This window comes from Ruegeria sp. HKCCD7221, from assembly GCF_013031225.1.
GTDB lineage: Bacteria > Pseudomonadota > Alphaproteobacteria > Rhodobacterales > Rhodobacteraceae > Ruegeria.
This window is the reverse complement of record NZ_WPZE01000002.1, coordinates 599,823-622,476: the sequence shown is the minus strand read 5'-3', so window position 1 is coordinate 622,476 and position 22,654 is coordinate 599,823. Positions and strand designations below refer to the sequence as shown.

At 55.6% G+C, this 22,654-nt stretch carries 32 protein-coding genes; 17 read left to right on the top strand and 15 right to left on the bottom strand.

Annotated elements, in window-relative coordinates:
• Window positions 1–45: 45 nt before the first annotated feature.
• The 4 genes from GOX73_RS08775 to GOX73_RS08760 all read left to right on the top strand — a co-directional run bounded on the left by GOX73_RS08775 (window position 46) and on the right by GOX73_RS08760 (window position 4,008).
• Complete coding sequence (locus GOX73_RS08775) at window positions 46–249, top strand: hypothetical protein (protein WP_170794279.1); 204 nt, start codon at window positions 46–48, stop codon at window positions 247–249.
• Window positions 250–309: 60 nt separating this feature from the next.
• Window positions 310–531, top strand: a complete 222-nt coding sequence (locus tag GOX73_RS08770; protein WP_170794280.1) for a helix-turn-helix domain-containing protein — start codon at window positions 310–312, stop codon at window positions 529–531.
• Window positions 532–681: 150 nt separating this feature from the next.
• Window positions 682–3,024, top strand: coding sequence for a DUF3631 domain-containing protein (locus tag GOX73_RS08765; RefSeq protein ID WP_170794282.1), 2,343 nt, complete (start codon window positions 682–684; stop codon window positions 3,022–3,024).
• A gap of 504 nt (window positions 3,025–3,528) precedes the next feature.
• Window positions 3,529–4,008: a hypothetical protein gene (locus tag GOX73_RS08760; protein ID WP_170794284.1), complete on the top strand. Its 480-nt coding sequence runs from the start codon at window positions 3,529–3,531 to the stop codon at window positions 4,006–4,008.
• 306 nt (window positions 4,009–4,314) lie between these two features.
• On the opposite strand, the gene GOX73_RS08755 is transcribed toward GOX73_RS08760, so the two are convergent.
• Window positions 4,315–5,160, bottom strand: a complete 846-nt coding sequence (locus GOX73_RS08755; protein WP_170794286.1) for a GIY-YIG nuclease family protein — start codon at window positions 5,158–5,160, stop codon at window positions 4,315–4,317.
• Between the two features lie 309 nt (window positions 5,161–5,469).
• Between GOX73_RS08755 and GOX73_RS08750 the strand changes: the two genes are divergently transcribed.
• The 7 genes from GOX73_RS08750 to GOX73_RS08720 are packed head-to-tail and all read left to right on the top strand — an operon-like array spanning window position 5,470 to window position 8,435.
• Window positions 5,470–6,042, top strand: coding sequence for a hypothetical protein (locus tag GOX73_RS08750; RefSeq protein WP_171134856.1), 573 nt, complete (start codon window positions 5,470–5,472; stop codon window positions 6,040–6,042).
• Window positions 6,042–6,260 (top strand): hypothetical protein, encoded by a 219-nt coding sequence (locus GOX73_RS08745; protein ID WP_170794289.1) that lies wholly within the window; start codon window positions 6,042–6,044, stop codon window positions 6,258–6,260. The genes GOX73_RS08750 and GOX73_RS08745 overlap by 1 nt, the downstream gene beginning before the upstream one ends.
• Window positions 6,260–7,669: a hypothetical protein gene (locus GOX73_RS08740; RefSeq protein WP_171134855.1), complete on the top strand. Its 1,410-nt coding sequence runs from the start codon at window positions 6,260–6,262 to the stop codon at window positions 7,667–7,669. Before GOX73_RS08745 ends, GOX73_RS08740 begins: the two co-directional genes overlap by 1 nt.
• Entirely contained in the window at window positions 7,669–7,896 is a 228-nt protein-coding gene (locus GOX73_RS08735; RefSeq protein ID WP_170794293.1) for a hypothetical protein, read from the top strand. The genes GOX73_RS08740 and GOX73_RS08735 overlap by 1 nt, the downstream gene beginning before the upstream one ends.
• Complete coding sequence (locus tag GOX73_RS08730) at window positions 7,893–8,069, top strand: hypothetical protein (protein ID WP_170794295.1); 177 nt, start codon at window positions 7,893–7,895, stop codon at window positions 8,067–8,069. The genes GOX73_RS08735 and GOX73_RS08730 overlap by 4 nt, the downstream gene beginning before the upstream one ends.
• Window positions 8,050–8,235, top strand: coding sequence for a hypothetical protein (locus GOX73_RS08725; protein ID WP_170794297.1), 186 nt, complete (start codon window positions 8,050–8,052; stop codon window positions 8,233–8,235). Before GOX73_RS08730 ends, GOX73_RS08725 begins: the two co-directional genes overlap by 20 nt.
• A complete protein-coding gene (locus GOX73_RS08720; protein ID WP_170794299.1) occupies window positions 8,232–8,435 on the top strand; it encodes a hypothetical protein in 204 nt (67 codons plus the stop codon). Before GOX73_RS08725 ends, GOX73_RS08720 begins: the two co-directional genes overlap by 4 nt.
• A 242-nt stretch (window positions 8,436–8,677) precedes the next feature.
• Here the strand turns inward: GOX73_RS08720 and GOX73_RS08715 are convergent, their stop codons facing one another.
• The 7 genes from GOX73_RS08715 to GOX73_RS08685 form a co-directional block, all read right to left on the bottom strand.
• Window positions 8,678–8,974: a hypothetical protein gene (locus tag GOX73_RS08715; protein WP_170794300.1), complete on the bottom strand. Its 297-nt coding sequence runs from the start codon at window positions 8,972–8,974 to the stop codon at window positions 8,678–8,680.
• 1 nt (window position 8,975) lies between these two features.
• A complete protein-coding gene (locus GOX73_RS08710) occupies window positions 8,976–9,806 on the bottom strand; it encodes an FkbM family methyltransferase (RefSeq protein WP_170794302.1) in 831 nt (276 codons plus the stop codon).
• A gap of 321 nt (window positions 9,807–10,127) precedes the next feature.
• Window positions 10,128–10,322, bottom strand: coding sequence for a hypothetical protein (locus tag GOX73_RS08705; RefSeq protein WP_170794304.1), 195 nt, complete (start codon window positions 10,320–10,322; stop codon window positions 10,128–10,130).
• A gap of 51 nt (window positions 10,323–10,373) precedes the next feature.
• Window positions 10,374–10,547, bottom strand: coding sequence for a hypothetical protein (locus GOX73_RS08700; RefSeq protein ID WP_171134854.1), 174 nt, complete (start codon window positions 10,545–10,547; stop codon window positions 10,374–10,376).
• The gene (locus GOX73_RS08695; RefSeq protein WP_170794308.1) at window positions 10,544–11,149 is read right to left on the bottom strand and encodes a hypothetical protein; all 606 of its coding nucleotides are present in this window, start codon (window positions 11,147–11,149) and stop codon (window positions 10,544–10,546) included. Before GOX73_RS08695 ends, GOX73_RS08700 begins: the two co-directional genes overlap by 4 nt.
• A complete protein-coding gene (locus tag GOX73_RS08690; RefSeq protein WP_171134853.1) occupies window positions 11,136–11,792 on the bottom strand; it encodes a hypothetical protein in 657 nt (218 codons plus the stop codon). The genes GOX73_RS08695 and GOX73_RS08690 overlap by 14 nt, the downstream gene beginning before the upstream one ends.
• A 22-nt stretch (window positions 11,793–11,814) precedes the next feature.
• Complete coding sequence (locus GOX73_RS08685; protein ID WP_170794310.1) at window positions 11,815–12,027, bottom strand: hypothetical protein; 213 nt, start codon at window positions 12,025–12,027, stop codon at window positions 11,815–11,817.
• A 289-nt stretch (window positions 12,028–12,316) separates the two neighbouring features.
• Here GOX73_RS08685 and GOX73_RS08680 point away from each other — a divergent pair, with 289 nt between their 5' ends.
• Complete coding sequence (locus GOX73_RS08680) at window positions 12,317–12,532, top strand: hypothetical protein (RefSeq protein WP_170794312.1); 216 nt, start codon at window positions 12,317–12,319, stop codon at window positions 12,530–12,532.
• Window positions 12,533–12,679: 147 nt separating this feature from the next.
• Here GOX73_RS08680 and GOX73_RS08675 read toward each other — a convergent pair whose 3' ends face one another.
• The 4 genes from GOX73_RS08675 to GOX73_RS08660 form a co-directional block, all read right to left on the bottom strand.
• A complete protein-coding gene (locus tag GOX73_RS08675) occupies window positions 12,680–13,081 on the bottom strand; it encodes a DUF4864 domain-containing protein (RefSeq protein ID WP_171122423.1) in 402 nt (133 codons plus the stop codon).
• Between the two features lie 48 nt (window positions 13,082–13,129).
• Window positions 13,130–14,704, bottom strand: coding sequence for a lysine--tRNA ligase (locus tag GOX73_RS08670; RefSeq protein WP_171124568.1), 1,575 nt, complete (start codon window positions 14,702–14,704; stop codon window positions 13,130–13,132).
• A 134-nt stretch (window positions 14,705–14,838) separates the two neighbouring features.
• Entirely contained in the window at window positions 14,839–15,120 is a 282-nt protein-coding gene (locus tag GOX73_RS08665) for a 4a-hydroxytetrahydrobiopterin dehydratase (protein ID WP_254429142.1), read from the bottom strand.
• A 78-nt stretch (window positions 15,121–15,198) separates the two neighbouring features.
• A complete protein-coding gene (locus tag GOX73_RS08660; protein ID WP_171124563.1) occupies window positions 15,199–15,999 on the bottom strand; it encodes a phenylalanine 4-monooxygenase in 801 nt (266 codons plus the stop codon).
• A 108-nt stretch (window positions 16,000–16,107) separates the two neighbouring features.
• Between GOX73_RS08660 and GOX73_RS08655 the strand changes: the two genes are divergently transcribed.
• Together GOX73_RS08655 and GOX73_RS08650 are read left to right on the top strand one after the other, a co-directional pair.
• Window positions 16,108–16,575 (top strand): Lrp/AsnC family transcriptional regulator, encoded by a 468-nt coding sequence (locus GOX73_RS08655; RefSeq protein ID WP_171124561.1) that lies wholly within the window; start codon window positions 16,108–16,110, stop codon window positions 16,573–16,575.
• An 81-nt stretch (window positions 16,576–16,656) separates the two neighbouring features.
• Window positions 16,657–17,079, top strand: coding sequence for a tellurite resistance TerB family protein (locus GOX73_RS08650; protein WP_170427104.1), 423 nt, complete (start codon window positions 16,657–16,659; stop codon window positions 17,077–17,079).
• Between the two features lie 2 nt (window positions 17,080–17,081).
• Here GOX73_RS08650 and dacB read toward each other — a convergent pair whose 3' ends face one another.
• The 3 genes from dacB to GOX73_RS08635 all read right to left on the bottom strand — a co-directional run bounded on the left by dacB (window position 17,082) and on the right by GOX73_RS08635 (window position 19,751).
• Window positions 17,082–18,560, bottom strand: coding sequence for a D-alanyl-D-alanine carboxypeptidase/D-alanyl-D-alanine-endopeptidase (dacB, locus tag GOX73_RS08645; RefSeq protein ID WP_171124559.1), 1,479 nt, complete (start codon window positions 18,558–18,560; stop codon window positions 17,082–17,084).
• A gap of 67 nt (window positions 18,561–18,627) precedes the next feature.
• Window positions 18,628–19,248 carry a nicotinate-nucleotide adenylyltransferase gene (locus GOX73_RS08640; protein WP_171124557.1) on the bottom strand — a complete coding sequence of 207 codons (621 nt, stop codon included), beginning with the start codon at window positions 19,246–19,248 and terminating at the stop codon, window positions 18,628–18,630.
• Window positions 19,249–19,280: 32 nt separating this feature from the next.
• Entirely contained in the window at window positions 19,281–19,751 is a 471-nt protein-coding gene (locus tag GOX73_RS08635) for an MOSC domain-containing protein (RefSeq protein WP_171124555.1), read from the bottom strand.
• Between the two features lie 138 nt (window positions 19,752–19,889).
• Between GOX73_RS08635 and ettA the strand changes: the two genes are divergently transcribed.
• The 3 genes from ettA (at window position 19,890) to GOX73_RS08620 (ending at window position 22,605) form a co-directional block, all read left to right on the top strand.
• Complete coding sequence (ettA, locus tag GOX73_RS08630; RefSeq protein ID WP_171122439.1) at window positions 19,890–21,557, top strand: energy-dependent translational throttle protein EttA; 1,668 nt, start codon at window positions 19,890–19,892, stop codon at window positions 21,555–21,557.
• Between the two features lie 66 nt (window positions 21,558–21,623).
• A complete protein-coding gene (locus GOX73_RS08625; protein ID WP_171134852.1) occupies window positions 21,624–22,046 on the top strand; it encodes a hypothetical protein in 423 nt (140 codons plus the stop codon).
• Between the two features lie 4 nt (window positions 22,047–22,050).
• Window positions 22,051–22,605, top strand: a complete 555-nt coding sequence (locus GOX73_RS08620; protein WP_171124551.1) for a DUF6680 family protein — start codon at window positions 22,051–22,053, stop codon at window positions 22,603–22,605.
• The last annotated feature ends 49 nt before the right edge of the window (window positions 22,606–22,654 follow it).

Here is a 22,654-nt window from a genome sequence, read left to right as displayed (position 1 = left end):
TTATAGATGATTCTTGAATGCCACTCAATCTAATTGGGAGATGACATGCCGCTTGAGATACATGGACATGGGGAAGTCCTGACCCCGAAAGAAGCAGCCGCCCGCGTTGGGCAGGTCCCCGCCACTATTCGCCGTTGGTGCCGGGAGGGGAAACTAACCGAAATCAGCATCGCCAACAAAAAGTACGTGCTGCCCGATGAGGTGGCCGAGTTGGTGAAGGTGAAGCCCCGAACTGTCGCCGCCGAATAACCGCTATCCCCAAGGGTCGCGGGGTAAGGCGACCCACCACTCAACTAAAAGGACGAAATCATGTCAAATTATCTGCCACCCAAGGACCGCCGTTTGACGACGGCGCAGGTTGCCCAGATCGCCGGGGTGTCCTCCGGGACGGTCAACCAGTGGGCCAAGAAGGGGCTGTTGCCCCGCTACTCCAAGGCCCCGAAGGGTATCAACACCCAGCAGTACTACTACGACGTTCGGGACGTCGAGGCGTTGTTTGCGAATGAGCAAGAAGCCGTAGCTGCTGAATAAGCAACAGGCCCCGGGGGACGAAACCCGGGGCCTATCTAATTGGCACCGAGGGAGTTGAAACCCGGTGCCTCCACCAACTGGGACGACCCGAACATGTCACATCATATCGTGTCAATTTCCTCGTTGCCCCGCGTTTCATAGGGGGAAACGATGACCATGCAACCGGACCAACACCCTGAACCAGAACTGTGTCGGGGTCACGGCATCAACGACAAACCCGGAGCCTCGTTCAACAGCATCACCGTGTCGGGTATCCGCAAACTGGCGGCCAGCCCGCAACGGGTACCCAAGGACAAGGCCGACTGGGTGATACCTTCAACCTATCGGGGGGCCGACGCCCGGTCAGCCATGCCCCAACTCGACAAAGGCGAGTTCTACATGCTCGTGGTTGATGTCGACGACGGGAACCCCAGTCTGGGCGAGGTGCGGGACGCGGTGGTGAAGGTTCTAGGCGTCTGCCAGACCATCATCTATTCGACCGCATCGGCCACCAAGGAACTGCGCAAGTGGCGGGTGATGATTCCGCTCCAAACGTCCATCGGCGGGGGCGAATACGAATTGTTCCAGCAGGCTTTGGTCGAGTTATTGGATGTCGCGGGCATCGACATGGATATATCGGGGACGCGGGTTGCCCAGTTGTCGTACCTGCCAAACCGGGGGCCGGATTTCTACGAACACCAATGCACTGACGACCCGGTGTTGTTTGTGGACCCGAAGCACCCACTGCGCAAACGCGCTGCCGCTATCCGAAAGGCCGCGCAGGTGGCAAACGAGGCCACGAAAGCCCAGCAGAAGGGCGGCGTATCGAACCAGATACAGAGATACAACGACGACCACCCGCTGGAAACCGAGTTCGAGCGGTTTGGGTACAAGAAGCAACGTGGCAAATTGTGGAGGTCGCCCAACGAAACACAGGGTGGCGGGACATCCATCCCGTTCCAGGGCCGGTGGGTTTCGTTCTCGGGCAAAGATACCGACGCGGGCATCGGGTTTGGCACCAAGACCGGCCACCGGTCGGGCGATGCGTTTGACCTGCTGGTGCACTACGAATACGGGGGCGACCGCGATGCCGCATTCAAGGCCATCGCCAAGGACTATCCATCGCTGTCCAAGCACCCCGAAAGGGACGCCATCGTTTCCGAGGTCGCCAAGGACCACGACCCCAAAGGGTTGTCGTCGCTCGGGGATGCAGTGGCCGAGATTGAGGCCCGGTTCAAGGGCGCGGGTATCCGGAAGCACAAAAAGCCCGAAATCGAGGCACTCGTCAAAGCCGTCTGGGAACGCGAATTTGCGCAGGAGGAAGCAAAAGGGTTGCCCGACGCCGTGCTGGAGTGGCCCAAACTCGAACCCAAGGGGGCCGAGGTGGTTTTGCCCGAACTGCTGGATGCGCTCGTGGACAGGTTCAAGAGTTATCTGTCGCTGGATGATCGAATCCTGGACCTGTTGGCCCTATGGGTCGTAGGCGCAGGAAATGCGAACCTGTTTTCCCAGTATCCCCGCGTCTTGATCAAAAGCCCCGAACCAAACTCAGGCAAGACGACCGTGTTGGAACTCATGGCCTTCACCGTCCCGCAAGCCGTCATACTGGACCGCTCGACCTCCGCTTCGGTGATAGCCATGTTTGATATCGCGAAAGGTTCTGTGGCGTTTTTCCTCGACGAACTAGACACGTGGGTTGCCACGAAAGAGGGCAACGACGACATGACCGGCATCTGGAACTCCGGTTTTGAGCGGGGTAAACAATCCGCAAAGATGGAGCAGATGGGGAACACGTGGCAACCCGTGTTTCGGTCGCTGTATGCGCCGGTCGCCGGGGCGTCACTCCACGACCTGCCTCCGGCAAACGAAAGTCGGGCCTACGTGGTTCGCATGGTGCCAGACCGCACCGGGACCAAGCAAAACATCCGGAAAGAAAAGAACGTGCTGGGAGGCAATCCGCTGGACGACCTTCGACAACAGGTGGTGGACTTCTGGGCTGGGGAACCCAAAATCGAACTGGCTCCGAGTACCGAGGACCTCGATGGGCTTGGGGGTCGGGACGCTGACCGGGCCGTGCCACTGATTTTGCTTGCGCGGTTCGCGGGCGGCGACTGGTACGACCGACTGCGGGCTGGGATGGCCTACATCCAAGACCGAAACGACCCAAAACAGGGGCCAAACCGAGAACTGTTGGAAGACCTGTGCCGGGTATACGTTGCTGACGACCCGGGACACCTGCCGAGTTCGGACGCGGTGTCACGTCTGGTGGATATGTCCGACCGTCCGTGGGGCGACCGGAACGCCGGGATGGGCATCACACAGGCCGAACTAGCGGACCTTCTGCGGCCCTACGACCTGCGCCCAAAGAACGTCTGGGTGGATGGAAAATCGCCCAAAGGCTATAAGCAGGATGAACTCGAACACGTGTTCGAGGTGTACCTTGGCCCCAACTGGCCTAGCGCCTATCTGGACGTACCTGCGGAAGACCCGTACCCCGACAGACCGGAGCTCTAACCGCTAGGGAAGCGCTCCTAGCGGGGCTTCGGGGCGATTGCTGGCGGGGATACGCTAGGAACCCAGAACCCCAAACGAACAAACCCCGCTCGTGCTCTGAGACATTGTCAACCGGGGGGTTGCTAGCGCCCTAGCGCCCCTCCAGGGCATGGAAAGAAAACACAGAAAGCGGACACCCCCGAACCCCGGGGCAGGTGCGCACAGGCCGTTTTATCCCCCGAAACCCCGCTAGGGCGCTAGGTGTTTATATTTAGATAATTTTTAGAACAAACTCCGTTCGGGTTCTTGGCGTATTCGAGGCCCTAGCACCTCCCATCGCTAGGGACCGCTAGCCGCGTTTGGTGCGGACCCAATCTATGCACGATTGGGTCGCTCGTGTTTTCATGGAAGCGAATGCGGGCGGAAATATTATGAGGAAGGGAACATCAAGCATTCGGGGATATATATACTCACACCACACCCCGCTAGCGTCTCCCTATCAAGCTACGAAGCGAGGATATTCGAATGCCAAAAGGAAGCGGTCTGACACCCCGGAAGAGTGTCGCGACATCGTCAGAACTTTGGAAGCATCTGGGTGACGACCCCATCGAATGGCCTGCAGATGTGGAGCCGTGGCAGCAAGACCAAGCGAAGGCCGAGCGCGTATTCCAAGAGGTGTTGTTGGGTCGTCCAAGATCTCGGTGGACGGGAACGGATGTCCATCTAGCCGCGATCTACGCTCGTACGCTTGTCGAACATGAGTACACGCATCTAATGGTGCAAAAGGAAGGTCACCTAACCCAAAACAGCAAAGGCGATTGGGTTCGGTCTCCATGGCTGAGCCTTCACATCAACCTGCAATCGCTTCTGATCGCCCAAGCCAAACAGTTGGGCATCGTGGCGCGTCCCGGAAACAACAAACCAGCAGACGATGAACGAGCATCAGCCGAGGCGGCAACCAAAAAGATAAACGAGAATGCTGTGCGACACGACCTGCTCGCTTGATTTGCGTTACAGATTAGGGTCAGGGCGTTTTAATTGAACCAAACCTCAAATACCGCTTCTTTGCGATAGCAGACGTTTAACAAAACTAAGTCAACGACTGAGTTGCGGACGAAGCTGCCGTTCGACCGTTTAGGCTAGCGGCGGCAAACGGCCCATAGCTGCCTATGAGACCAGCTAATGCGATTAGCAGTTCCCCGATCCTAGACAGACAAGAGCTCCGACGCAGGTGAGGCAACAAACACTGCAAGAATTAGAGACCAAATATAGAACTTTAAGAAATCAACCACCAAGACCTCAAGCAGACCCTTAAAAGCTACTAATAACACCTAGGTCAAAGCATTTTTTGACGCCAACGATGTTTACAACTACCCGGCTTTGCTGAGCATTCAGAGCAAATATTTCATCGACAGGATTTTCTGCTGCAATTATTGAAGCCATCTCCGTCAGAAGAATTCGGCAAGAAACCCCATTCTCGATTATGGCTGGAACGTCATCGACAATAAGTTTTCTCGGAATTTGACATGCTCCATCTAGAGACTTTCCGTTGATTGCTGCAGAAGCAACCAATACAGCAGCTTGCCTTAACGTTGGCCCCCCTTTTTTCTTTGGCAATATTAAGCTGGGCTTAACAGTTAGTTGTGAAATAGGCTTAATGGCAATTGAATCCATTACTCCAACACTAAGAAGATATCGGTTAACAATAGCCCTCTCTGGATTATTTTCGGGGATCCCGCCTAGTGTAGCGGCGTGCTTCCTTTTTGAAATGGGTGAAATACCAGTACTATTCCCTCCACCTGGAGCCAGGTTGGTTAGAGGGCCGCCTTCGTGTAACCTTCTAATCTGAGAAATTAGCCGAGCTTCTTCATCATAGGCATCCTGTTCATCGTCACCTTGATAGGCTATCTCATAAACAACACTACTGCCTTGCCTCCATAAAGACCTAATAACATTAAGCTTATAGGAGTTAGATTTTCGATCATTGGGGTGCCTGGCTTCAACTTCGTGATTGAAAACTCTATCCCCGATCCCCTTGCCGACGTAAAACGGGCGACCGTCCGGTCTTCTGAGAATATAGACATAATATCCCGAGTATTCAGAAAGGAACGCTTTGCATTCTTCTTTTGAGCCTTCAAAGATCTTTGCTTCACTCACTCAATTTTCCCTTTCCTCGCGTTGCCCCATGTTGATTGCTATCGCCGAAGCTCTCAACTGATAGCTGCGAAGCCTGGGTTCGTCAAAATAACGCATTACGAAACAATGAGTCGTGAACGATGCGGCGATCTGACAAAATCGCTCAGGTGACCGCTCAATGACCCAAAACGTGCCTGTTGCGGCTTCACCCAGCATGCTCTCATTGGGCTTGATCTTTGATCATCAACCATCACATATCAAAATCTGTCAATATTTTCAGCGATATATCAGCCGTGTTTTGTTGGGGTTAACGACCCGACGAGGTACACGATGCGGCTGACTGCCAAAACTGCTGAGCGCCACCTGCTTTCCTTACATAAGGACGGTGGAAGTTTGCGTCACCGCCTTTCCAAAGCCAGCCGTGCTGAGGAGGAAGGCACCCAAGGTGCAGCCGAAACCCGCGCCCGTATCTCGTCCCAAATCCGCCAAAAATATGCTTTCGCCGCTGCTGCGCGTTCGGCCATCGAACGCCGGGGTTTTGATGCCCGCCAAGCGGCCAGTGTTTTGCGTATACGTACCAAGTCCACCGCGTCGGTCTTGGGCGTTTCCCCCGACAGTCTGACAGCCTTTGCGCTTCTAGCCGTTCGTTTCGTGACTGGTTCAGAGCGGCTCGATTTGCTGGCTGTCAAAATGGATGCCTTGGCCCGCGACTGTCAGGATGCATGCGTTCGGTTCGACCGTCTGTCGGGGGAACTCACTTCGTCTATCCAATGCAGTTTGGCACTGGCCGAACTCGTGGACGCACTACCCGAGGCCGGGTTCAACCCCCGTTCCGGCAAAACCGAACAACTTCGCCGCACCTACACTGGTTTTGCGCGGCAAGCCAAAAAGGACTTTCGTTGATGCAGAACCCTTTTCGTGATCCGACCCCCGCGCCCCGCCCCACCACCAAGGGTGCGAACAACAAACAGATTGCCGAGGTGATGGGGCAACTCATCGTGAAGCACACCCGGGAAATCAACCGGCGGCTGGACGACCTAGAGGCCAAAGTTGACGGGATTGGGGAACAAACCGCAGCACATATCGAGGCGTCGTCGAAGGCGTTTCTGGAGGACAACTGATGCCCAAAGACATTTCCAACGACCCCCGCGTCCAAGCGCTGCCCGAAACGGTTCGTGGCAAGTTCATCAAGAAGGCCGAAGAACAACAGGCGGCCATTTTGTGGGATTCAATTGCGGAGGAGTACGCCGAAGCGAACGAGGCCCGCACCTACCTGCCGACCATCAAGGCCGAAATGGACAGCCTACGCCGTGCCGTAGACCGTCCCATCAATGTCGCGCTGACCCAGCCCAAACCGGCGACCGCCAAGAAGCCCCAGAAAGTGTTGCCCGCGTCCCGTCTGTTGGCCGCCAACATGACCGCACACATGATGCACAAGTTGGGTGGCAACAAGCCGGAATCGAACCTGCTCAAACTGCTGCCCGGGGACGAGCATCGTATCGCTCGGCGTCTGGCAAAATCGGCCACCGTGCCGGGTACAACGACGGATGCATCTTGGGGCGCAGAACTCGTCCAGTCGGATGTCGGGGCGTTCTATCGGTCCCTCTGCGAACGATCGGCTGTCGCACAACTGGCTGAGTTGGGCACCAGTGTTGATTTTGGCGGATCGGCCAACATCACCTTCCCCCATAGAAGCGCAAATGACGAAGGCAGCCTGAAACCGGCTTTCGTGCAAGAGCGGGCAACCATCCCAGTCAGTTCGGCGGCGCTTGGGTCGGTCACGATGTACAAGTTCAAGTTGGGCATCATCACCCTTGCAACGGACGAACTCATCCGGGTTTCCAACATCCTCGATGTGATGGAGCAACTCATCCAAGACGACGTTGCCGAGGGGCTGGATTTCCACGTTCTGGACCCGACCAGCACGTCAATTCCGGCAGTTCGTCCAGCCGCCATCACCGTTGCCGCGCCCAACCAAGCCAGCGCCGGGGATACGCTGGACAACGTGCTAACGGATATTCGTTGGCTTCGCGGCAACCTGAGCAACGCCCGCCGCCCTGCAATCATCATGCACAGCGACCACATGCGGGCCTTGGAAATGCTCCAAGTCGATGGCCGGTTCCCACTGGCCGCGATGGTCAATTCCGGCAGTCTTTGGGGGCTGACCCTGATACACAGTCCACACCTGACCAAGGGCAACGTCGTCGGAGTGGACGCCGCCGCCTACTACCATGCAAGCGACCTGCCCGAGTTGGATACGAGTTCGGCGGCAACCGTTGCGTTGGCTTCGGCCCAGCCACCCGACCCGCAGATGACCGCGACCGGGGCAACGGAAGATGCCGTGGACGACATCGACCTGACAGGCGGTTCCATACATATCTCGGATGCCGCCGGGACCACCCCGCCGACCAAGGTGGTCAGCACCTTCCAGACCAACAGCGTTGCCATGCGCATGGTCCATCCCGTGACTTGGAAGTCGATGCCGGATTCGGTGTCGTACCTGACCGGCGTGACTTGGGGAGGGGCATAATGTTTGAACCCAGCCCCAACCCCGACCTGTTGGTCGCAGTCGACAAAACCGGTGGCGACCTGTGTGCCGCCGTCCAACACAAGGTCACGCGGAGCGTTGTCGCGACCGTCACGGGCGACGGCGATGTGACCTACCACTGCGCCAAAACCAAGGTGATGCAAAAGGCGGTTGAGGAAGCGTTGTCCGGATATCGGGCAAGGCTCGAATACGAGAGGACCAAGACATGACCAAGGTTGTAACCCGGGGCGAATACACTGGCCTGTCCGACCGTTACTCGGCGGGCGTTCTGGTGCACGACTATTCCAAGCAAAAGACCCCGAAATCCACCGTCAAACCGAAGCAAAACAAGGTTTTCGGCGGGTCAATTCAGGAGACGCAACGTGGCACCCCTCAGGCGTAAAAACGGCGTCCTAGTCGGGCGTAACATCGACGAAACCGCCTTCGACCTGCAGGTTCCGGTTCAAGGCACCGTGCATCCCGGTCTGGTCCAGTTGGGCCGCAGCGAAGGTCTGAACCCGGCCCGGTTCTGGCCCTACTACATCGACCCGACCGAGACGACGCCATGAACCCGTCAGACCTCGACCTCGAAACGACCGTCCAGTTGATATCCGGTGTTGCATCCGAGGGCGTGTTGCAGGGCGTGATCCATCAAAGGGACGGAACCCCAATCGACAACGAAGCTTTGCAGCAAAGGATTTCGGAGGCCGTGTTGTTCGTCCTCCGGGAAATCGAGGCCAACCGCCTCGAAACGACCGGCCCACCGTAGGGCCAATTTAACCAGTGAGGAGAAATGACCATGGCCGTGAGAAACCGCCGAGACACTAGCCAGAACCCCGGGCCGACCATCCGGGTAGGTGTTGAGTACCGCAAGAACCAAGACCCGTCGTTGATTGTGACCGATCCGAGGACGGGCCGGTCCCACAGGATCGCGTTGAAGTTGGACGGACCGGAGGTTCGAGGCTTGTGCCTCAACAACCCGATCACGTTTAGAAACCTAGAAATCCCGATTTAAGCAAAGGACACCCCGGCGATGGTAAGCAAGATCAGAGGTGGCGCAAGTTTCGACTTGGTTGGGTTTAATTGTTCGTTCGATCTTTCGATGCGATCCAATCGGTTCATTAATTCATCATTCTTTGGATCGGCATTTGACGCATCGTCGAGGTCCGGCAGTTGATAGCTGTCGGTTGCATCCGAAGGATGGATCAAGGCTCTACGGCGCAGCTCGGCAGTATCGTAATCAAGGCAGGGGGCCGCACGTTTGATTGTGAAGCTTAATTGGGTGAAACTGGAGCCATGCTTGCGCAATCTATTTTATCAATTTGTTTGCTACTTCGAGGCTGGCAAAAAGGAAGTTTCCACCGGGGCGTTCTGAAACCTCTTTTGTCATAATTTCAGAGATATCATCGTTACTGATTTGCCTTAAATCTTTCCCAATAAGCCATGTATTATATCCAAAATCGCGCATTAGTTTGATTGCTTGAATATAATCTTCGTTTTCTTGTGGATGTCCCCGTTCATCCACCCAGCTTGGAAATATCTCGACAATCCAAGCTGTTTGTTGAACCCTAGACAACAAGCCGGTAGCCCCTCTCAACGCCTCAAGTTCAAAGCCTTCTACATCCATTAAGACCAATACTTTGCCCAAGTCGGACGAGCTTAAAACGTCGATTGGTACGATTGGTACTGCTTGTTTTTGTGTTTTGGGGTGGCGGTGGTTGGTTCGGAGAGTTGCCGTAGCAAAACCTCCGCTTATCTCAGTCACAGTAGGGTTTGGCCCTGCCGCTGCGTGAATGAGCGTCGCCTTATCCTGAAAACCATTATACGTCAGGTTCTTCATCAACATCTCAAAATTGGCATTGACGGGCTCAAACGCGATGATTGGCAGATTTAGGTGACGAGCAAGGCAACAATAAAAACCATAATGGGCGCCCACATTCAAAAACACGTCGAACTTTGGCAACGTCCGAGCAAGAAACTCCCGCTCTACTGTGTCCCAATCAGGGTCACGTTGGAAGTCAGCGCCATTGAATAAAAAGCCTTCTCTTGTTTGTTGAGGTGGTCTTGTCAATCTGCGCCTGTCAATTCTCCGACGGTTCCAAGTTCGCAGCTTATCGGAGAAGTTATCTAAAAGATCCATGAGACTCGTTTGGTTGCTGGCTGGAAAGTTATAGCATTTCTAAAGCATAGTTAGTGATAGCGGAACGAACAATGCACAAGCCGATCTTAATGTCTACATAGAGCGTTGATAAGCTTGGGGTCGCAAGCTCGGCGCGCACCTTTGAATTCCCAATGTCTGAATAATTATAATCACCGCTAGAACTGACACTCTGTCCAGTATGCAACAGTCAATTCGCGTTGTTGGGTCACGGGGGGCCATTTCGGGGCGCTCTCGGGTATTGATATAGCCCAGAACCCCGTCAGACCCGTCCCGTATACCTCCCGTTGGCTTCTTTGGGTGTCAGACGATGTCGTCCCAGTGGTTGGGGAGTTCCGATTCACGGGGCAAGACGTCCGGCGCGGACACTTCGTGCTTGGTCAGCCACTCGCGGATGGTGGTCCACTCGTCCTGTAGGCTGGGCTTCGAGCGCCATTCCTGCAGTTGTTCGAGTTTGCATTTGAAGTCAAAGGGGATAGTTCGGGGCCACTCGGTCATGGCCCATGTTCTACCTTTGTTCTTACTCAGGTCAAGTCACATTTTCGCGGATTACCGGAGTGCAAAATCCAGGATCACACACCCTATCGCGAACACGCATAGAAACAACGGACCCCAAGGGAAGTTCGCCTTGGGGGTCACTTGGATGTTGATTGTAATGTCGGGTTCTTGGGCCTCGGTTTCGGGCGTGTCCTTGGACCGGGGGAACTGAATGACGTTGGTCATGCCGTCAACCCCCTTTTCACAGCTTCCGCAACTCGGTCTAACTCTGCTTCCGACCGGCTGTGCCATTTGTTGTAGGCCGGTGGAGCCAGCGAGGGCATTTCGATAACGCAACTATTGGCGATGTCCAATCGAGCCAAATCGTTGGCCGCGCCGCGCCCATGCACAACTACGACCTTGGGCGAAATCCGGTTGTGGACCCACTCGAAAATCTTGGTTCCAACCCTGCGCTGATTTTCGGTCAGATCGGCGCTCATAGGCGTGGAAAAGCAGACCACGTTGGTTTCCAGAACCTTTGCTCCAACGTGTTTGAGGCGCTCCGATAACCGGTCGATGTTTGTCCGGGTCGGGGATGTCTCGCAAAGTTGTTCGTAGAGGCCACGGCACGACTGGCCGTTGCGATTGAACAGGGCATCAACGTGCCGCTCTTGGCTGCCAACGAGGTCCACAGAGTAGCCGTTGCGTTGGTTACGCCCGACGATGAAACAGTCGGCTTCGGATGGGTCCGACAGGTCAGTCATCCAAGGGCGCGGATATTGTCCCTCGCTGGGCGCTGTGTAGACGAACGCCTCATGATACAGGTCTTGGCTTTCACACACCCTCATATTTGTTGCCTTTGCTTCGGTTCTCAGACATTGGCACCACCCTAAGGTTCCATGGGGCGTGTAACATCGACTGAATAGCGCGGCAGGTGTTTTCACCTTGCAGTGGGATCACGTGGTCCACCTCATACCCTTCTGGGCAATTCTCATAGATGACTTCGATCTCATCATGCTCTGCCCATTCGGGCGTGGCGTCATAAAGTGCCGCGCGACGACGCGCCGCTTTAGCGTTGAACTTGCCGCGGTTTTTTTCAATCCACTTTCGCTGGTATGCTTGTTCGCGTTCGCGCAAATCTTCCGGCGTCCGTGCCGCTGCAATCGCAGAAATCTCAGCCTTTCGCTCACCCGGTGCCGCGTCAGTTCCGTGGTAATCTGCATACCAAGCATTGTACTTGTCGGTCCGACGGAATTCACGTTGATACTCGGCCTTAGCCTTACTCTCGCAGTCTTCCGATCCGCAAAAAATCTGATAGTTGCCGCTCTTGGTAAACTCGCACCCACAGATTTTACATTTGGGCTTAGGTCTTAACGCTGCTTTTGATTGGCGTCGGGCTCTTTGCGCTGCCGTTCTACAACTTTGGCATTGACGCCCGTGAACAAGAGCTTTGCTTTCGCCGCATTTGGTGCACGTCTTCACGTTGCTCATCTCCTAACCTCCTAGTGTGCACCTAGTTACGTGGCGTTAGTTTCGCTTGTGATTTCCTGCCAACTTTTACCTCTCGTACATCCACCTGTCCTAGGAACGAATCCAAGGTCACGGTTTCCCCGGCCATCAGCCGGTCTCGGGCCTCGTCTGGCATGGGCAGCATTTGTTCGAGTTCAACCAGCCCTTCGGCTGTCTCGGTGAACCCATTCGGGTGTGCAATAAGGTATGCGGTCATGTCGGTCGTCTCGCGGGTTATCTCTACCCCACGAATAAAATTATGCTGATGCTTCGCGACTATTTATCTTTTTATAACAGTATTTTATGGCGTTGCAATGCAACGATCTGACAACGACAGATTGACCCAAATATCGGGGACGTGATTTCTGGGGGAGTGGGCTTTGGTCGGCCCTCTCGCTGGTAAGTCGAACGCCCGGGGTCTGGTCGTCCCGGGCGTTGATTTGTACGCACACTTGAAATATGCAGACCGGCCTCTCAAGTTGATGAAACAAGCAAGGGAGGGACGAATGGAGTATGTGTTACATTCATCCGGTGGCTTTATCGCCAAAGAAGGCGGCAGATACATTGCTGGCACACTGACGAAAAACGCTCCAACAGCTGTTTTGCGAGTCACCTTTACTGCTGCAAAAGCGTTGCCCGTAGTCTTACCTTACGCCGCAGCTGGCGCAGTCGTTTTGTGGGCCGGGTATCAACTTTATCAATATGTTTACTCGAACGAGTGACGCCTCTCCCCGTCCCGCCCCCGCCTGATGACCTGTTCCATGGGCCAGAAACCACGTAGAGACGGGGTTTCGAGCGATATGCCCGAACCCCCTGTTAATCGAAAAGGAATTAATCGCCCATCACGCCTCCGTAACGGAGGCGTTGCATCAGGCGGACGGGTCGGAATTTCCAAGCAATTGGACGCCGTTGATCTTCCACCCGCTTTCAAGCTGGATCATTTGATAATCAAGGATATGGGCACGCCCGTCCCCATCCACGATCATCACCTTCTGCCACAGTGCCCCGGCAACTTCGCGCAACTCCAGAAACCTTACTTCGGACGGTCGCCAGACCATCGGATAGCCATTTCGCACCATCGCCCCGAAATTCTCGGGCGTGCGAAATATGTTCTGGATATTCGGGCTGGCAAAGGTAAAGGCGGTGACGAAATCATCCGCTTTGAACGCCTGAATCTGGGCTGCGATATTGGCCTCGATCTCGGCATCCTGAGCGGCACCGCTCGTGACCAGCCCAACACTGAAGGCTACGGCAAGAATAATACGGCGCATGGGGCCACCTCCTGATCCAAGAGTAGCCCCATGCGGTACTAGGTCAAATCAGACCAGTTCTCCGGCCAGCGCCTTGTCGATCAAGGCAATCGTTTCCGGCACGCCATACAGCGCGATAAATCCACCAAAACGCGGCCCTTGCGAGGCCCCCAAGAGGACTTCGTACAACGCGGTAAACCATCCCCGCAGCGGGTCGAACCGATCCCGCCCGATGGCATAGACCACGGATTGCAACGCCTCATCTTCGATCGGACCGTCATAGTCTGCAAGCGCGGCTTTTAGCGCTTCCAACGCCTCGCGCTCTTGATCTGTAGGTGCACGATGTTGGCGGGTTGGCTTGACGAAATCGTTGAAGTAGCGAACCGCAAAACCTGCCGCCTGATCAAGGTCAGGATGCGTTTCGGCCGTGGCTTCAGGCGCGTAGCGACGGATAAAGCCCCACAACGCCTCTTTGTCCTCGGCGCCGGACACAGACGCAAGATTCAACAACATCGCAAACGACACCATCAGCGTTGATTCAGGAACGTCGCCGCCGTGGATGTGCCAAACGGGGTTGTTCAACTGCGCCTTCAATTCTTGCCCCGGATAAGCCCGCAACTGCTGGTGATACTCATCCACCGCTTTGGGAATGACATCAAAGTACAGACGCTTGGCCGTCTTGGGCTTTTGGTACATGAAATACGACAGGCTTTCGGGCGCGGCGTAGGTCAGCCACTCCTCCATCGACAAGCCATTGCCTTTCGATTTCGAGATCTTCTGCCCCTGCTCATCATTGAACAACTCATAGCTCAGCGACTCGGGCGGCTGTTTGCCCAGCGCCCGGCAGATTTTCGACGACTGCGTGACCGAGTCGATCAGGTCCTTGCCAGACATCTCATAGTCCACGCCCAACGCGGCCCACCGCATGGCCCAATCCGGCTTCCACTGCATCTTGACGTTGCCACCAGTGACCGGGATTTCGACCTTTTCACCGTCGGGTTCCTGATAGACGATCGTCCCCTTGGCCACGTTACGCTCTAGCGTGGGAACCTGCAGAACGTGACCGGTTTTCGGGCTGATCGGCAGGAAGCAGGAATAGGTCTCGCGCCGCTCGGCCCCAAGGGTCGGCAACATGATTTCCTGAATCTTCTCGAACCGGTCCAAGGCCGTCAGAAGCATCTCATCAAACTTGCCGCTGGTGTAGTAATCGGTGGCCGAAGCGAATTCATATTGGAACCCGAAGCTATCCAGAAAGTCACACAGCATCGCGTTGTTGTGTTGCGCGAACCCTTCATGCGTCCCAAACGGATCGCGCACTTTGGTCAGCGGCAGGTGCAGGTCTTCTTTCAACTCTTCCTGCATTGGTACGTTGGTCGGCACTTTGCGGAAACCATCCATATCGTCCGAGAAACAAATCAGCTTGGTGGGAATATCGCTGATCTGCTCAAACGCGTGACGCACCATCGAAGTCCGGGCAACCTCGCCAAATGTTCCGATATGCGGCAGGCCCGACGGTCCATACCCTGTCTGAAACAGCACATACCCCTTTTCCGGAGCGCCCTTCTGATAGCGTTTGAGCACCCGGCGCGCCTCTTCAAAAGGCCAGGCCTTGGACGACATCGCGGTTTCACGCAGTTCAGACATTATTCGACAAGCTCCATCGGGAAAAACAGCGCCGGTCGCCGCATGCAACCGACCGGCCCCTCCTATTGTGCCGGTGCAGCATGAGTCAATAAAGGCTGGGGTTTTTCCTGACGGGAAAGCCTGGAAACGCGGGATCACTCGGTCAGTTGATCCAGTTTAGCCGCCCAAATGAAATCATTCTCGCTGAGCCCGCCAATTTCGTGCGTCGTCAATTTGACATCCACATAACCCCAGCCAAACGCAATATCCGGATGGTGGCCCTGTTGATCCGCAAGCCACGCACAAAGATTGGCCAAATACGTTGCCTTGGCAAACCCCTTGAACGCATAGTGGCGGCTCAGCGTTTTTGCGTCTGCGCCCAGTTTCCAGTCAGCGGCAAGCTCAGCCATATGCGTATTGGCCTCATCAGCCGTCAAAGGTGGGATTCCTCCAGAACAGGGCACACAGGTCCGGTCTGATAGGCTGCACGTCTCTCCAGATAGGGTCATTTTCATTCACTCCGCTGCAGTTACTTTTTCCGGAAATTTGTTCGGCAGCAGCCCAAGGGTCTGCGCTTGCCGTACATCAGCCAACAGGTCTCGGTCGGCGGCCTCAAACAGGTTTTCGGGCGAGTTTAGCACGAAATAGCCCATTTGATGCATGTCGATCCGATAAGGGGTACGCAGGATCGTAAGAACGTCGAACGGATCCCGGTCAGGTATGTCGCTTTCCACGGCATAGACCAACTCTGTCGGCGACGAGGCAAGACCCGATCCAAGCGCCTTGATCTGGCCGTTTTGACGGCGCAAACCAAATTCGATCGAGAACCAGTAGAGGCGGATCAGCCACGAATAATCCTTTGCACCGGCCTGAACACCGGCCTTGCCAATCGCATGGCTAAAGGCGGCGAAGCGCGGATCACTCAGCAAGGGAGTATGGCCAAAGATCTCATGAAAAATATCGGGCTCTTCGATGTAATCAAAATCCACGCGCGAGCGGATAAAGGATGCGGCTGGGAAAACGCGGTCGGCCAACATACCAAAAAAGGTTTTGAACCCAATCAGGGCAGGCACCGGCTGCACCCGCCAACCGGTAAGGTCCAAAAGCCGCTCTGAGATTGCGGCGCAAGAAGGTACGGACGTTTTCGGCATATCCAGACGAGCCAACCCGTCCAGGTAATCCTGAGCCATATAACGTTGAACATTTGCCTCTTGAGCTGCGTAGAGATCGGCCCAAACGGCGTCCTCTTCTGGCGTATAGGCAATATGTCCGCGCGCATCGGCGACTTTGGCGACGTATTTGGTCGACTTCGGCATCACGTTTCCTCCTCAAGAGAATTTTAGCTACGTCGACAGAGGGAATTGGTTTGGATTCATCCGAAAATTTCGATATTTTGGCAGATACATGTCGAAAAAATGAAAAATATGACACGAAATCTTCAAACCGCCGATATCACCATTCTGCAAGAGCTTCAGGCCGATGGTCGCTTGTCCATGCAGGAGCTTTCTGATCGAACAGGATTATCCGCGTCACAATGCTGGCGGCGCGTGCGCGATCTAGAGGCCGTCGGTATTATCGCAGGCTATACGGCTCAGATACGCGCCAAGTCCGTTGGGCTGAACGCAATCGCCTATGTCCATGTAGCCCTGCGCGAACATCAGGAAGACAGCATCAACGCCTTCCTGCGCCTGATCGAAACCGAACCGCAAATTGTCGAGTGCGCCTCAATTACCGGGGATCACGACTTTATCCTCAAGGTCTATGCCAAAACCCCCGAAGAGCTTGAGCATTTCATCATGCAACGCCTTTTAAAATCCGGTTTGGTTCGCGACACGCGCAGCAATTTTGTGCTGCGCCAGACAAAAACACGCGGGCCTTTGCCCATTCTCTAACAGCGGCAAAGCAAAATCCGTTGAACCTGCCTGCCAGCCCTCCTATCGTGCGGATGCAGAAAGCCTAATCAGGACGACACCATGACCGATCAAGTACCTCATCCTATGTCCCCCCAAGATTGCCTTGTCGCGATCATGGTTGCGATCTCTGCCTCTGACGAAACCATACGCACTGCTGAACTGGTCAAAATCGAAGGCGCGGTGAACATGCTGCCGGTCTTTGCCGAATACGACATCGACCGGACACGGCGTGTTTCGCAAATCGTATTTGACCTATTCGAACAAGAAGACGGGCTGGATGCGCTTTTCGGTCTGATCCGGGACAACTTGCCCGAACGCCTGCACGAAACGGCCTATGCTCTGGCTTGCGATGTTGCCGCGGCTGATGGATCTCTTGCGGAAACCGAGCTACGCCTGTTGGAAGAAATCCGGTACGAACTGAACATCGACAGGCTGCACGCCGCCGCAATCGAACGGGGCGCACGGGCGCGTCACACCACCTGATTTCAACTGCCGTTCAGGGTTCCCCAACGCTCGATCAAGGCGCGCTGTAATCTGCGAGAACGACTGTTCCAACTGCGCGCGCCCTGCGGACGCTCGCGCTGGGCCCGTGGGATCGTGGCCCGATGATCAACATCAGCCGTGAAGATAGCGAAAGCCAGTTCGGACCCATCCGGCGTCGTAATGAACCCGCCCAACCCGGACACAAAATTCAACGTCCCGGTTTTGGCGTCTACCTTGATTGGGTGGTCCTTGACTGGACGCCCCTGGCTGTCCGCCAAAGTGAACTTTTTCAACAAGGGCCGAAGGGCACCGGTTTTCTGTGCTTCGATCAGCGCCTTGACCAAATCTTCGGGAGCGACACGGGACGCATCACCTAGGCCCGAGTGATCAACCATTGCAATCCCGTTTACGCCATATGTCTCGGCAGCCCAGCGGTTCATCTCTGCGGCTGAGTCCGGTAAGGTCTGAAGGTCTGCGCCCCGTGCTTTCGACGCTGTCATTCCAACCAATTCAGCGGTCAAGTTGGTCGAATACTTCAGCATCCCACGAAGAATACTGTCAAGAGGATCACTTAGATGAACAACCAGGTCCGCACCCAGGGGCGGCTCACGCGTCACCTGAACGCGGTCCAGTACGATCCCATTAGACCGGGCCAGTGTTCGGAAGACATCACCCGCGTAAAGGGCGGGCTTGCGAACAGGTAACCAACGCGCCCCCCCATTGCCCAGTGCGGCCTTGGCGACAGTCCAACGATCCTGCCGCGCGCTTGGCTCATAGGTATAGATCGGAGTCTTGCGCCCCTCGACCCGCATAGTCGCCATATCGACCGCTGGATTATACCGCGCGCTTCGTGCGTCCATCGCAATGTCGTAGTCCGTCCCCTCGCGCTTCCATTCAAAATGTACCCGGTTGAAGTTAAGAGATATTCCACTGATGGCCGGGCTATAACCCAAGTGATCCGGCTGACCGGGGTCAATGCTGAACACGTAGGGCAAGGCTCCGTCATACACCTTGAACGCGCCGCGCACTTCGATGACACCCGCCTCACGCAGATTAGCCGCCATCGTCGCCAGCGCATCAGTGTCCAACAGCGGATCACCACCGCCAACAAGAACCAAATCGCCTTTCAGGACACCATTTTCAACCGGCCCGTCCGCAACCAGTTTTGTTTCGAACCGATAGTCAGGACCCAAAACATCCAATGCATAAAGGGCCGTCAAAGCTTTGCCCACGCTGGCCGGGGGCAAACCCAGATTACCGCCAACCGCTTCCAGCTTGGCCCCGGTTTCCACATCGGCAACGGCAAAGGCAACTTCACCTTTCAGACCGGCTGCTTTGATCAGGCGCTCCGCCCCGTTGGGCTGCGCTCCGCGAAGCTGCGGTCTCAGCGATACTTCGGGCGGATTACCGAAGGCCGCAACGGGGCCAAAGGCGGCGCCAAGCCCTCCTAAAAACTTACGACGTGAAAAACGATCAGCCATGGGTCAATTAAAATCCCAGAGATCACAGGCGCACAACCGGTCACAGATCATTATGCGCCCTCTGGGGCTATTCGGGCAACACCTCATTCGCCCAAGCGCCCCGAGACCGCAGATCGGTTGAACTGACATGGACCATCGGCACGTTCACGAAACACCACGCCGGGGCCTCAGCCCGCCCAAGCAAATGCCGCGCCTGCCCATCGATCCGATACTTGGAATAAATCCGCGCCGCAGGCGACATTCGGGCAGATATCCGGTCACCCGGGCGCGCAACAACGCCAACGGGCACACTGTCCATGATCAACCGCCAATCTTTCCACCGATGGAACTGAGCCAGATTATCAGCCCCCATCAACCATACGAACCGGACCCCAGGATAAAGCTTCTGCAATTTCATCAGGGTATCTGATGTCGCCCGCGTACCAGTAAGGGTCTCGATACCCGTAACCGCAACGCGAGGGTGCTGCATAACTTCACCCGCAGCCGCAAGCCGGCGCTCCAACGGTGCGGGCCCTTGATCTTTCAACGGGTTTCCCGGCGTCACCAGCCACCAGACCTGATCCAAACCAAAGGCTTTCATCGCTTCAAGCGTCACATGCACGTGTCCCTGATGTGGTGGATCAAATGACCCGCCAAACAGCCCAACGACCTGCCCCGGCCGCGCAAATGGAATATCGTGTCGAAACATCCCTTGCTGTTGTTCAGAACTGTGGCAGCTTGTCAATCAACAGGTTTCACTGCATCCCCCAGCTTGACCCGCCCGGGCCGGACCACTTCTGCACACCAACCGCCGTGTCCACGCACGGCAGAGTATCCGCCCTTGCCCAGCGCCTCTTCCATCCGGCTGCACGGCGCACAGATCACGGTAAAGCGCAAGATGGCCTCGCCCACCTGCACCTCACGCCCCTTGAGCGCGGCCAGATTGATCCCCGAAACCACCAGATTGCGCCGCAGGGTTTTCGGCGTAACCGGCCCCCGCCCCAGATAAGAGCCAATCGCGGCCAGATGTTCCTGCTGAATCAGCGTGACCGCCCGCTTGCCCGCGCGACTGCGATCGCCTGAAAGCCCTTCGTCAGAAATAAAGACGTCTATTTTCTGATTCATTTCTGCACGGCGATCCGTGCGCAATCCGATCCAATCGATCCGGCCGGGAATTGCCCAACCCGCAATTAATTCCGCCAATCCGCTCAATACACAGCCCTCGGTCGCTCCTGTTCATTTACCCCGCGACATTTCCAAATGAAATTCACAAAGTCACCAGCTTGCCCCGCCCGCCCTGCTTGGATATCTAGCGGTCTAACCTGATTTCCCCGACCCAGAGGACGCGACATGGCCGCCTATCAATATGTCTACCACATGCAGGGTGTCTCCAAGACCTATCCCGGTGGCAAGAAGTGCTTTGAAAACATCCACCTCAGTTTTCTGCCCGGCGTAAAAATCGGTGTCGTCGGCGTCAACGGCGCGGGTAAATCGACGCTGATGAAAATCATGGCCGGCCTCGATACGGACTTTACTGGCGAGGCTTGGGCCGCCGAGGGTGCAAAGGTCGGTTACCTGCCGCAGGAGCCACAGCTCGATGAATCGCTGTCCGTGCGTGAAAACGTCATGCTGGGTGTAGCCGCGAAAAAGGCCAAGGTTGACCGGTTTAACGAGATCGCCATGGAGATCGCCGAGAATTACTCGGACGAGCTGATGGAGGAAATGACCACCCTGCAGGACGCGATTGATGCGGAAAACCTGTGGGACCTCGACAGCCAGATCGACGTCTCGATGGAGGCGCTGCGCTGCCCGCCGGACGATGCCAATATTGCCAACCTCTCGGGCGGTGAGAAGCGCCGCGTGGCGCTCTGCAAACTGCTGCTGGAAGCACCCGACATGCTGCTGCTGGACGAACCGACCAACCACCTGGACGCCGAGACCATCGCCTGGCTGCAACAGCACCTGATCGACTACAAGGGCACCATCCTGATCGTCACCCACGACCGCTATTTTCTGGATGACATCACCGGCTGGATCCTCGAACTCGACCGCGGCCGCGGCATTCCCTACGAAGGCAACTACTCTGCATGGCTGGAACAAAAAGCCAAACGGCTGGAACAGGAAGCCCGCGAGGACAAGTCCAAGCAGAAGACGCTCCAACGGGAACTGGAATGGATGCGTCAGGGCCAAAAGGCCCGTCAAGCCAAGTCCAAGGCCCGGATCAACGCCTATAACGAGCTCGCCGAGCAGTCCGAACGCGAAAAGCTGACCCGTGCCCAGATCGTCATCCCCAACGGCCAGCGCCTTGGCGGCAAGGTGATTGAGGTCGAAGGTCTGTCGAAACACATGGGCGACAAGCAACTGATCGAAGGGCTGGACTTCGCCCTGCCTCCCGGCGGCATTGTCGGCGTCATCGGCCCCAACGGTGCCGGTAAATCGACCCTTTTCAAGATGCTGACCGGTCAGGAACAGCCCGACAGCGGCACCATCACGCTGGGCGACACGGTCGAGCTGTCCTATGTCGACCAATCCCGCGACGACCTTGCCGACAACGATACGGTGTGGGAGGCGATCACCGGCGGGGCCGAGATCATCCAACTGGGCGACGCGCAGGTCAATTCCCGCGCCTATTGCTCGTCCTTCAACTTCAAGGGCGGCGATCAGCAGAAAAAGGTCTCGCTGCTGTCGGGCGGTGAGCGCAACCGCGTCCACATGGCCCGCCTGTTAAAAGAAGGCGGCAACGTCCTGCTGCTCGACGAACCGACCAACGACCTCGACGTCGAAACCCTGCGCGCACTGGAAGACGCGCTGGTCGATTTCGCCGGCTGCGCCGTGGTGATCTCGCACGACCGCTTCTTCCTCGACCGGATTTGCACGCATATTCTGGCGTTTGAGGGCGATGCGCATGTTGAGTGGTTCGAGGGCAACTTCGAGGACTACGAAGAGGACAAAAAGCGCCGTCTGGGACCGGACGCGCTGGAACCCAAGCGGTTGAAGCATAAGAAGTTTGCGCGGTAATTGGTTCAGGTTCTTCGAGTTCTAAAAATGAACGTTTAACTTACTCGACTTCGCAGACTATTTTTCATGACCGCACAACATCTTGCGACGCAAGGTGTTGTGCGCAATATATGTTCTACAAATTCAACCATTTGGGAACAAAAATTTATGATCGACGGAATCTATACTGCATACCTCAGCGGCCAGGCTGGCCAAGCCATGGCGATGTTTGTTTTTCGCTCTGGAGCAGTCGCAGGAGCAGACATCGCTGGCCTAACCTATTCCGGTTCTTACACGACCAACGAAGGACGAGTTGTTGGTGAAATTGTTTATAGAATGCCAAAAGGCTCCGTCTCAATCACCGGTGCTTCATTTGAAGAGCCCTCTGGAGAAATAGCCGTACCTTTTGATTTCCCGGAAGTTTTAAATCCTAACGAGACTTATCGGATTAGTACGCCTATCGGTCCATTAAATGCCAAATTCCATAAGAACGTAGAGTTTGCGGAGTGAGCCAATGGACCAAACTCTTTACGCCATTCTGACCCTTGCAGCGATAGTGATAGGCCCAATCTCTGCAGTTCTCATCACCCGGTGGCTTGATGATCGCAGTGAAGCGAAACGCAGACGGTTTGAACTTTTTAAAGACTTAATGCAAACCCGTGGTATCAGACTTGATCCCGTCCACGTTGCGGCGTTGAACATCGTAGAACTAGAGTTTTACGACAAACAAGCCGTGAGGGCGGCTTTTCAAAAGTACATTGAACACCTTAGTGCGCCAGAGCCGAATAGCAGTGACGAAGATTTAAATCGACACTATGACCATCGCTCAGATTTGTTCATGGATCTTGTTCATCAGATCGGAATTGTAGTTGGGTACAACTTCGACAAACGGGAATTGGAACGCAGAAGCTATGTTCCCAAAGGCTGGAACGACGAAAACTTCATCCAACGCAAGAATGCGGTACTGCTCAATCAGCTGCTTGAAGGTCATCGCCCGCTACCTGTGTCAAATTTTATTGCACAAAATAGCCCTTTCCCTGAACCACCTGAGCTGGAACACAGTGAATGAGAACTCACTTTTCCAAACTTGGTGTCGCGGAGCTTTTGGGCCCAGACGA

Coding starts and splice junctions, on each gene's coding strand:
- GOX73_RS08675 (WP_171122423.1), bottom strand. CDS start 13,081: ATGCGCCGTATTATTCTTGCCGTAGCCTTCAGTGTTGGGCTGGTCACG.
- GOX73_RS08740 (WP_171134855.1), top strand. CDS start 6,260: ATGCCCAAAGACATTTCCAACGACCCCCGCGTCCAAGCGCTGCCCGAA.
- GOX73_RS08690 (WP_171134853.1), bottom strand. CDS start 11,792: ATGAGCAACGTGAAGACGTGCACCAAATGCGGCGAAAGCAAAGCTCTT.
- GOX73_RS08650 (WP_170427104.1), top strand. CDS start 16,657: ATGACCGATCAAGTACCTCATCCTATGTCCCCCCAAGATTGCCTTGTC.
- GOX73_RS08620 (WP_171124551.1), top strand. CDS start 22,051: ATGGACCAAACTCTTTACGCCATTCTGACCCTTGCAGCGATAGTGATA.
- GOX73_RS08745 (WP_170794289.1), top strand. CDS start 6,042: ATGCAGAACCCTTTTCGTGATCCGACCCCCGCGCCCCGCCCCACCACC.
- GOX73_RS08735 (WP_170794293.1), top strand. CDS start 7,669: ATGTTTGAACCCAGCCCCAACCCCGACCTGTTGGTCGCAGTCGACAAA.
- GOX73_RS08750 (WP_171134856.1), top strand. CDS start 5,470: ATGCGGCTGACTGCCAAAACTGCTGAGCGCCACCTGCTTTCCTTACAT.
- GOX73_RS08710 (WP_170794302.1), bottom strand. CDS start 9,806: ATGGATCTTTTAGATAACTTCTCCGATAAGCTGCGAACTTGGAACCGT.
- GOX73_RS08625 (WP_171134852.1), top strand. CDS start 21,624: ATGACCGCACAACATCTTGCGACGCAAGGTGTTGTGCGCAATATATGT.
- GOX73_RS08730 (WP_170794295.1), top strand. CDS start 7,893: ATGACCAAGGTTGTAACCCGGGGCGAATACACTGGCCTGTCCGACCGT.
- GOX73_RS08655 (WP_171124561.1), top strand. CDS start 16,108: ATGACACGAAATCTTCAAACCGCCGATATCACCATTCTGCAAGAGCTT.
- GOX73_RS08770 (WP_170794280.1), top strand. CDS start 310: ATGTCAAATTATCTGCCACCCAAGGACCGCCGTTTGACGACGGCGCAG.
- GOX73_RS08765 (WP_170794282.1), top strand. CDS start 682: ATGACCATGCAACCGGACCAACACCCTGAACCAGAACTGTGTCGGGGT.
- GOX73_RS08760 (WP_170794284.1), top strand. CDS start 3,529: ATGCCAAAAGGAAGCGGTCTGACACCCCGGAAGAGTGTCGCGACATCG.
- GOX73_RS08720 (WP_170794299.1), top strand. CDS start 8,232: ATGAACCCGTCAGACCTCGACCTCGAAACGACCGTCCAGTTGATATCC.
- GOX73_RS08660 (WP_171124563.1), bottom strand. CDS start 15,999: ATGCCGAAGTCGACCAAATACGTCGCCAAAGTCGCCGATGCGCGCGGA.
- GOX73_RS08700 (WP_171134854.1), bottom strand. CDS start 10,547: ATGACCAACGTCATTCAGTTCCCCCGGTCCAAGGACACGCCCGAAACC.
- dacB (WP_171124559.1), bottom strand. CDS start 18,560: ATGGCTGATCGTTTTTCACGTCGTAAGTTTTTAGGAGGGCTTGGCGCC.
- GOX73_RS08680 (WP_170794312.1), top strand. CDS start 12,317: ATGGAGTATGTGTTACATTCATCCGGTGGCTTTATCGCCAAAGAAGGC.
- GOX73_RS08670 (WP_171124568.1), bottom strand. CDS start 14,704: ATGTCTGAACTGCGTGAAACCGCGATGTCGTCCAAGGCCTGGCCTTTT.
- ettA (WP_171122439.1), top strand. CDS start 19,890: ATGGCCGCCTATCAATATGTCTACCACATGCAGGGTGTCTCCAAGACC.
- GOX73_RS08695 (WP_170794308.1), bottom strand. CDS start 11,149: ATGAGGGTGTGTGAAAGCCAAGACCTGTATCATGAGGCGTTCGTCTAC.
- GOX73_RS08705 (WP_170794304.1), bottom strand. CDS start 10,322: ATGACCGAGTGGCCCCGAACTATCCCCTTTGACTTCAAATGCAAACTC.
- GOX73_RS08775 (WP_170794279.1), top strand. CDS start 46: ATGCCGCTTGAGATACATGGACATGGGGAAGTCCTGACCCCGAAAGAA.
- GOX73_RS08685 (WP_170794310.1), bottom strand. CDS start 12,027: ATGACCGCATACCTTATTGCACACCCGAATGGGTTCACCGAGACAGCC.
- GOX73_RS08640 (WP_171124557.1), bottom strand. CDS start 19,248: ATGTTTCGACACGATATTCCATTTGCGCGGCCGGGGCAGGTCGTTGGG.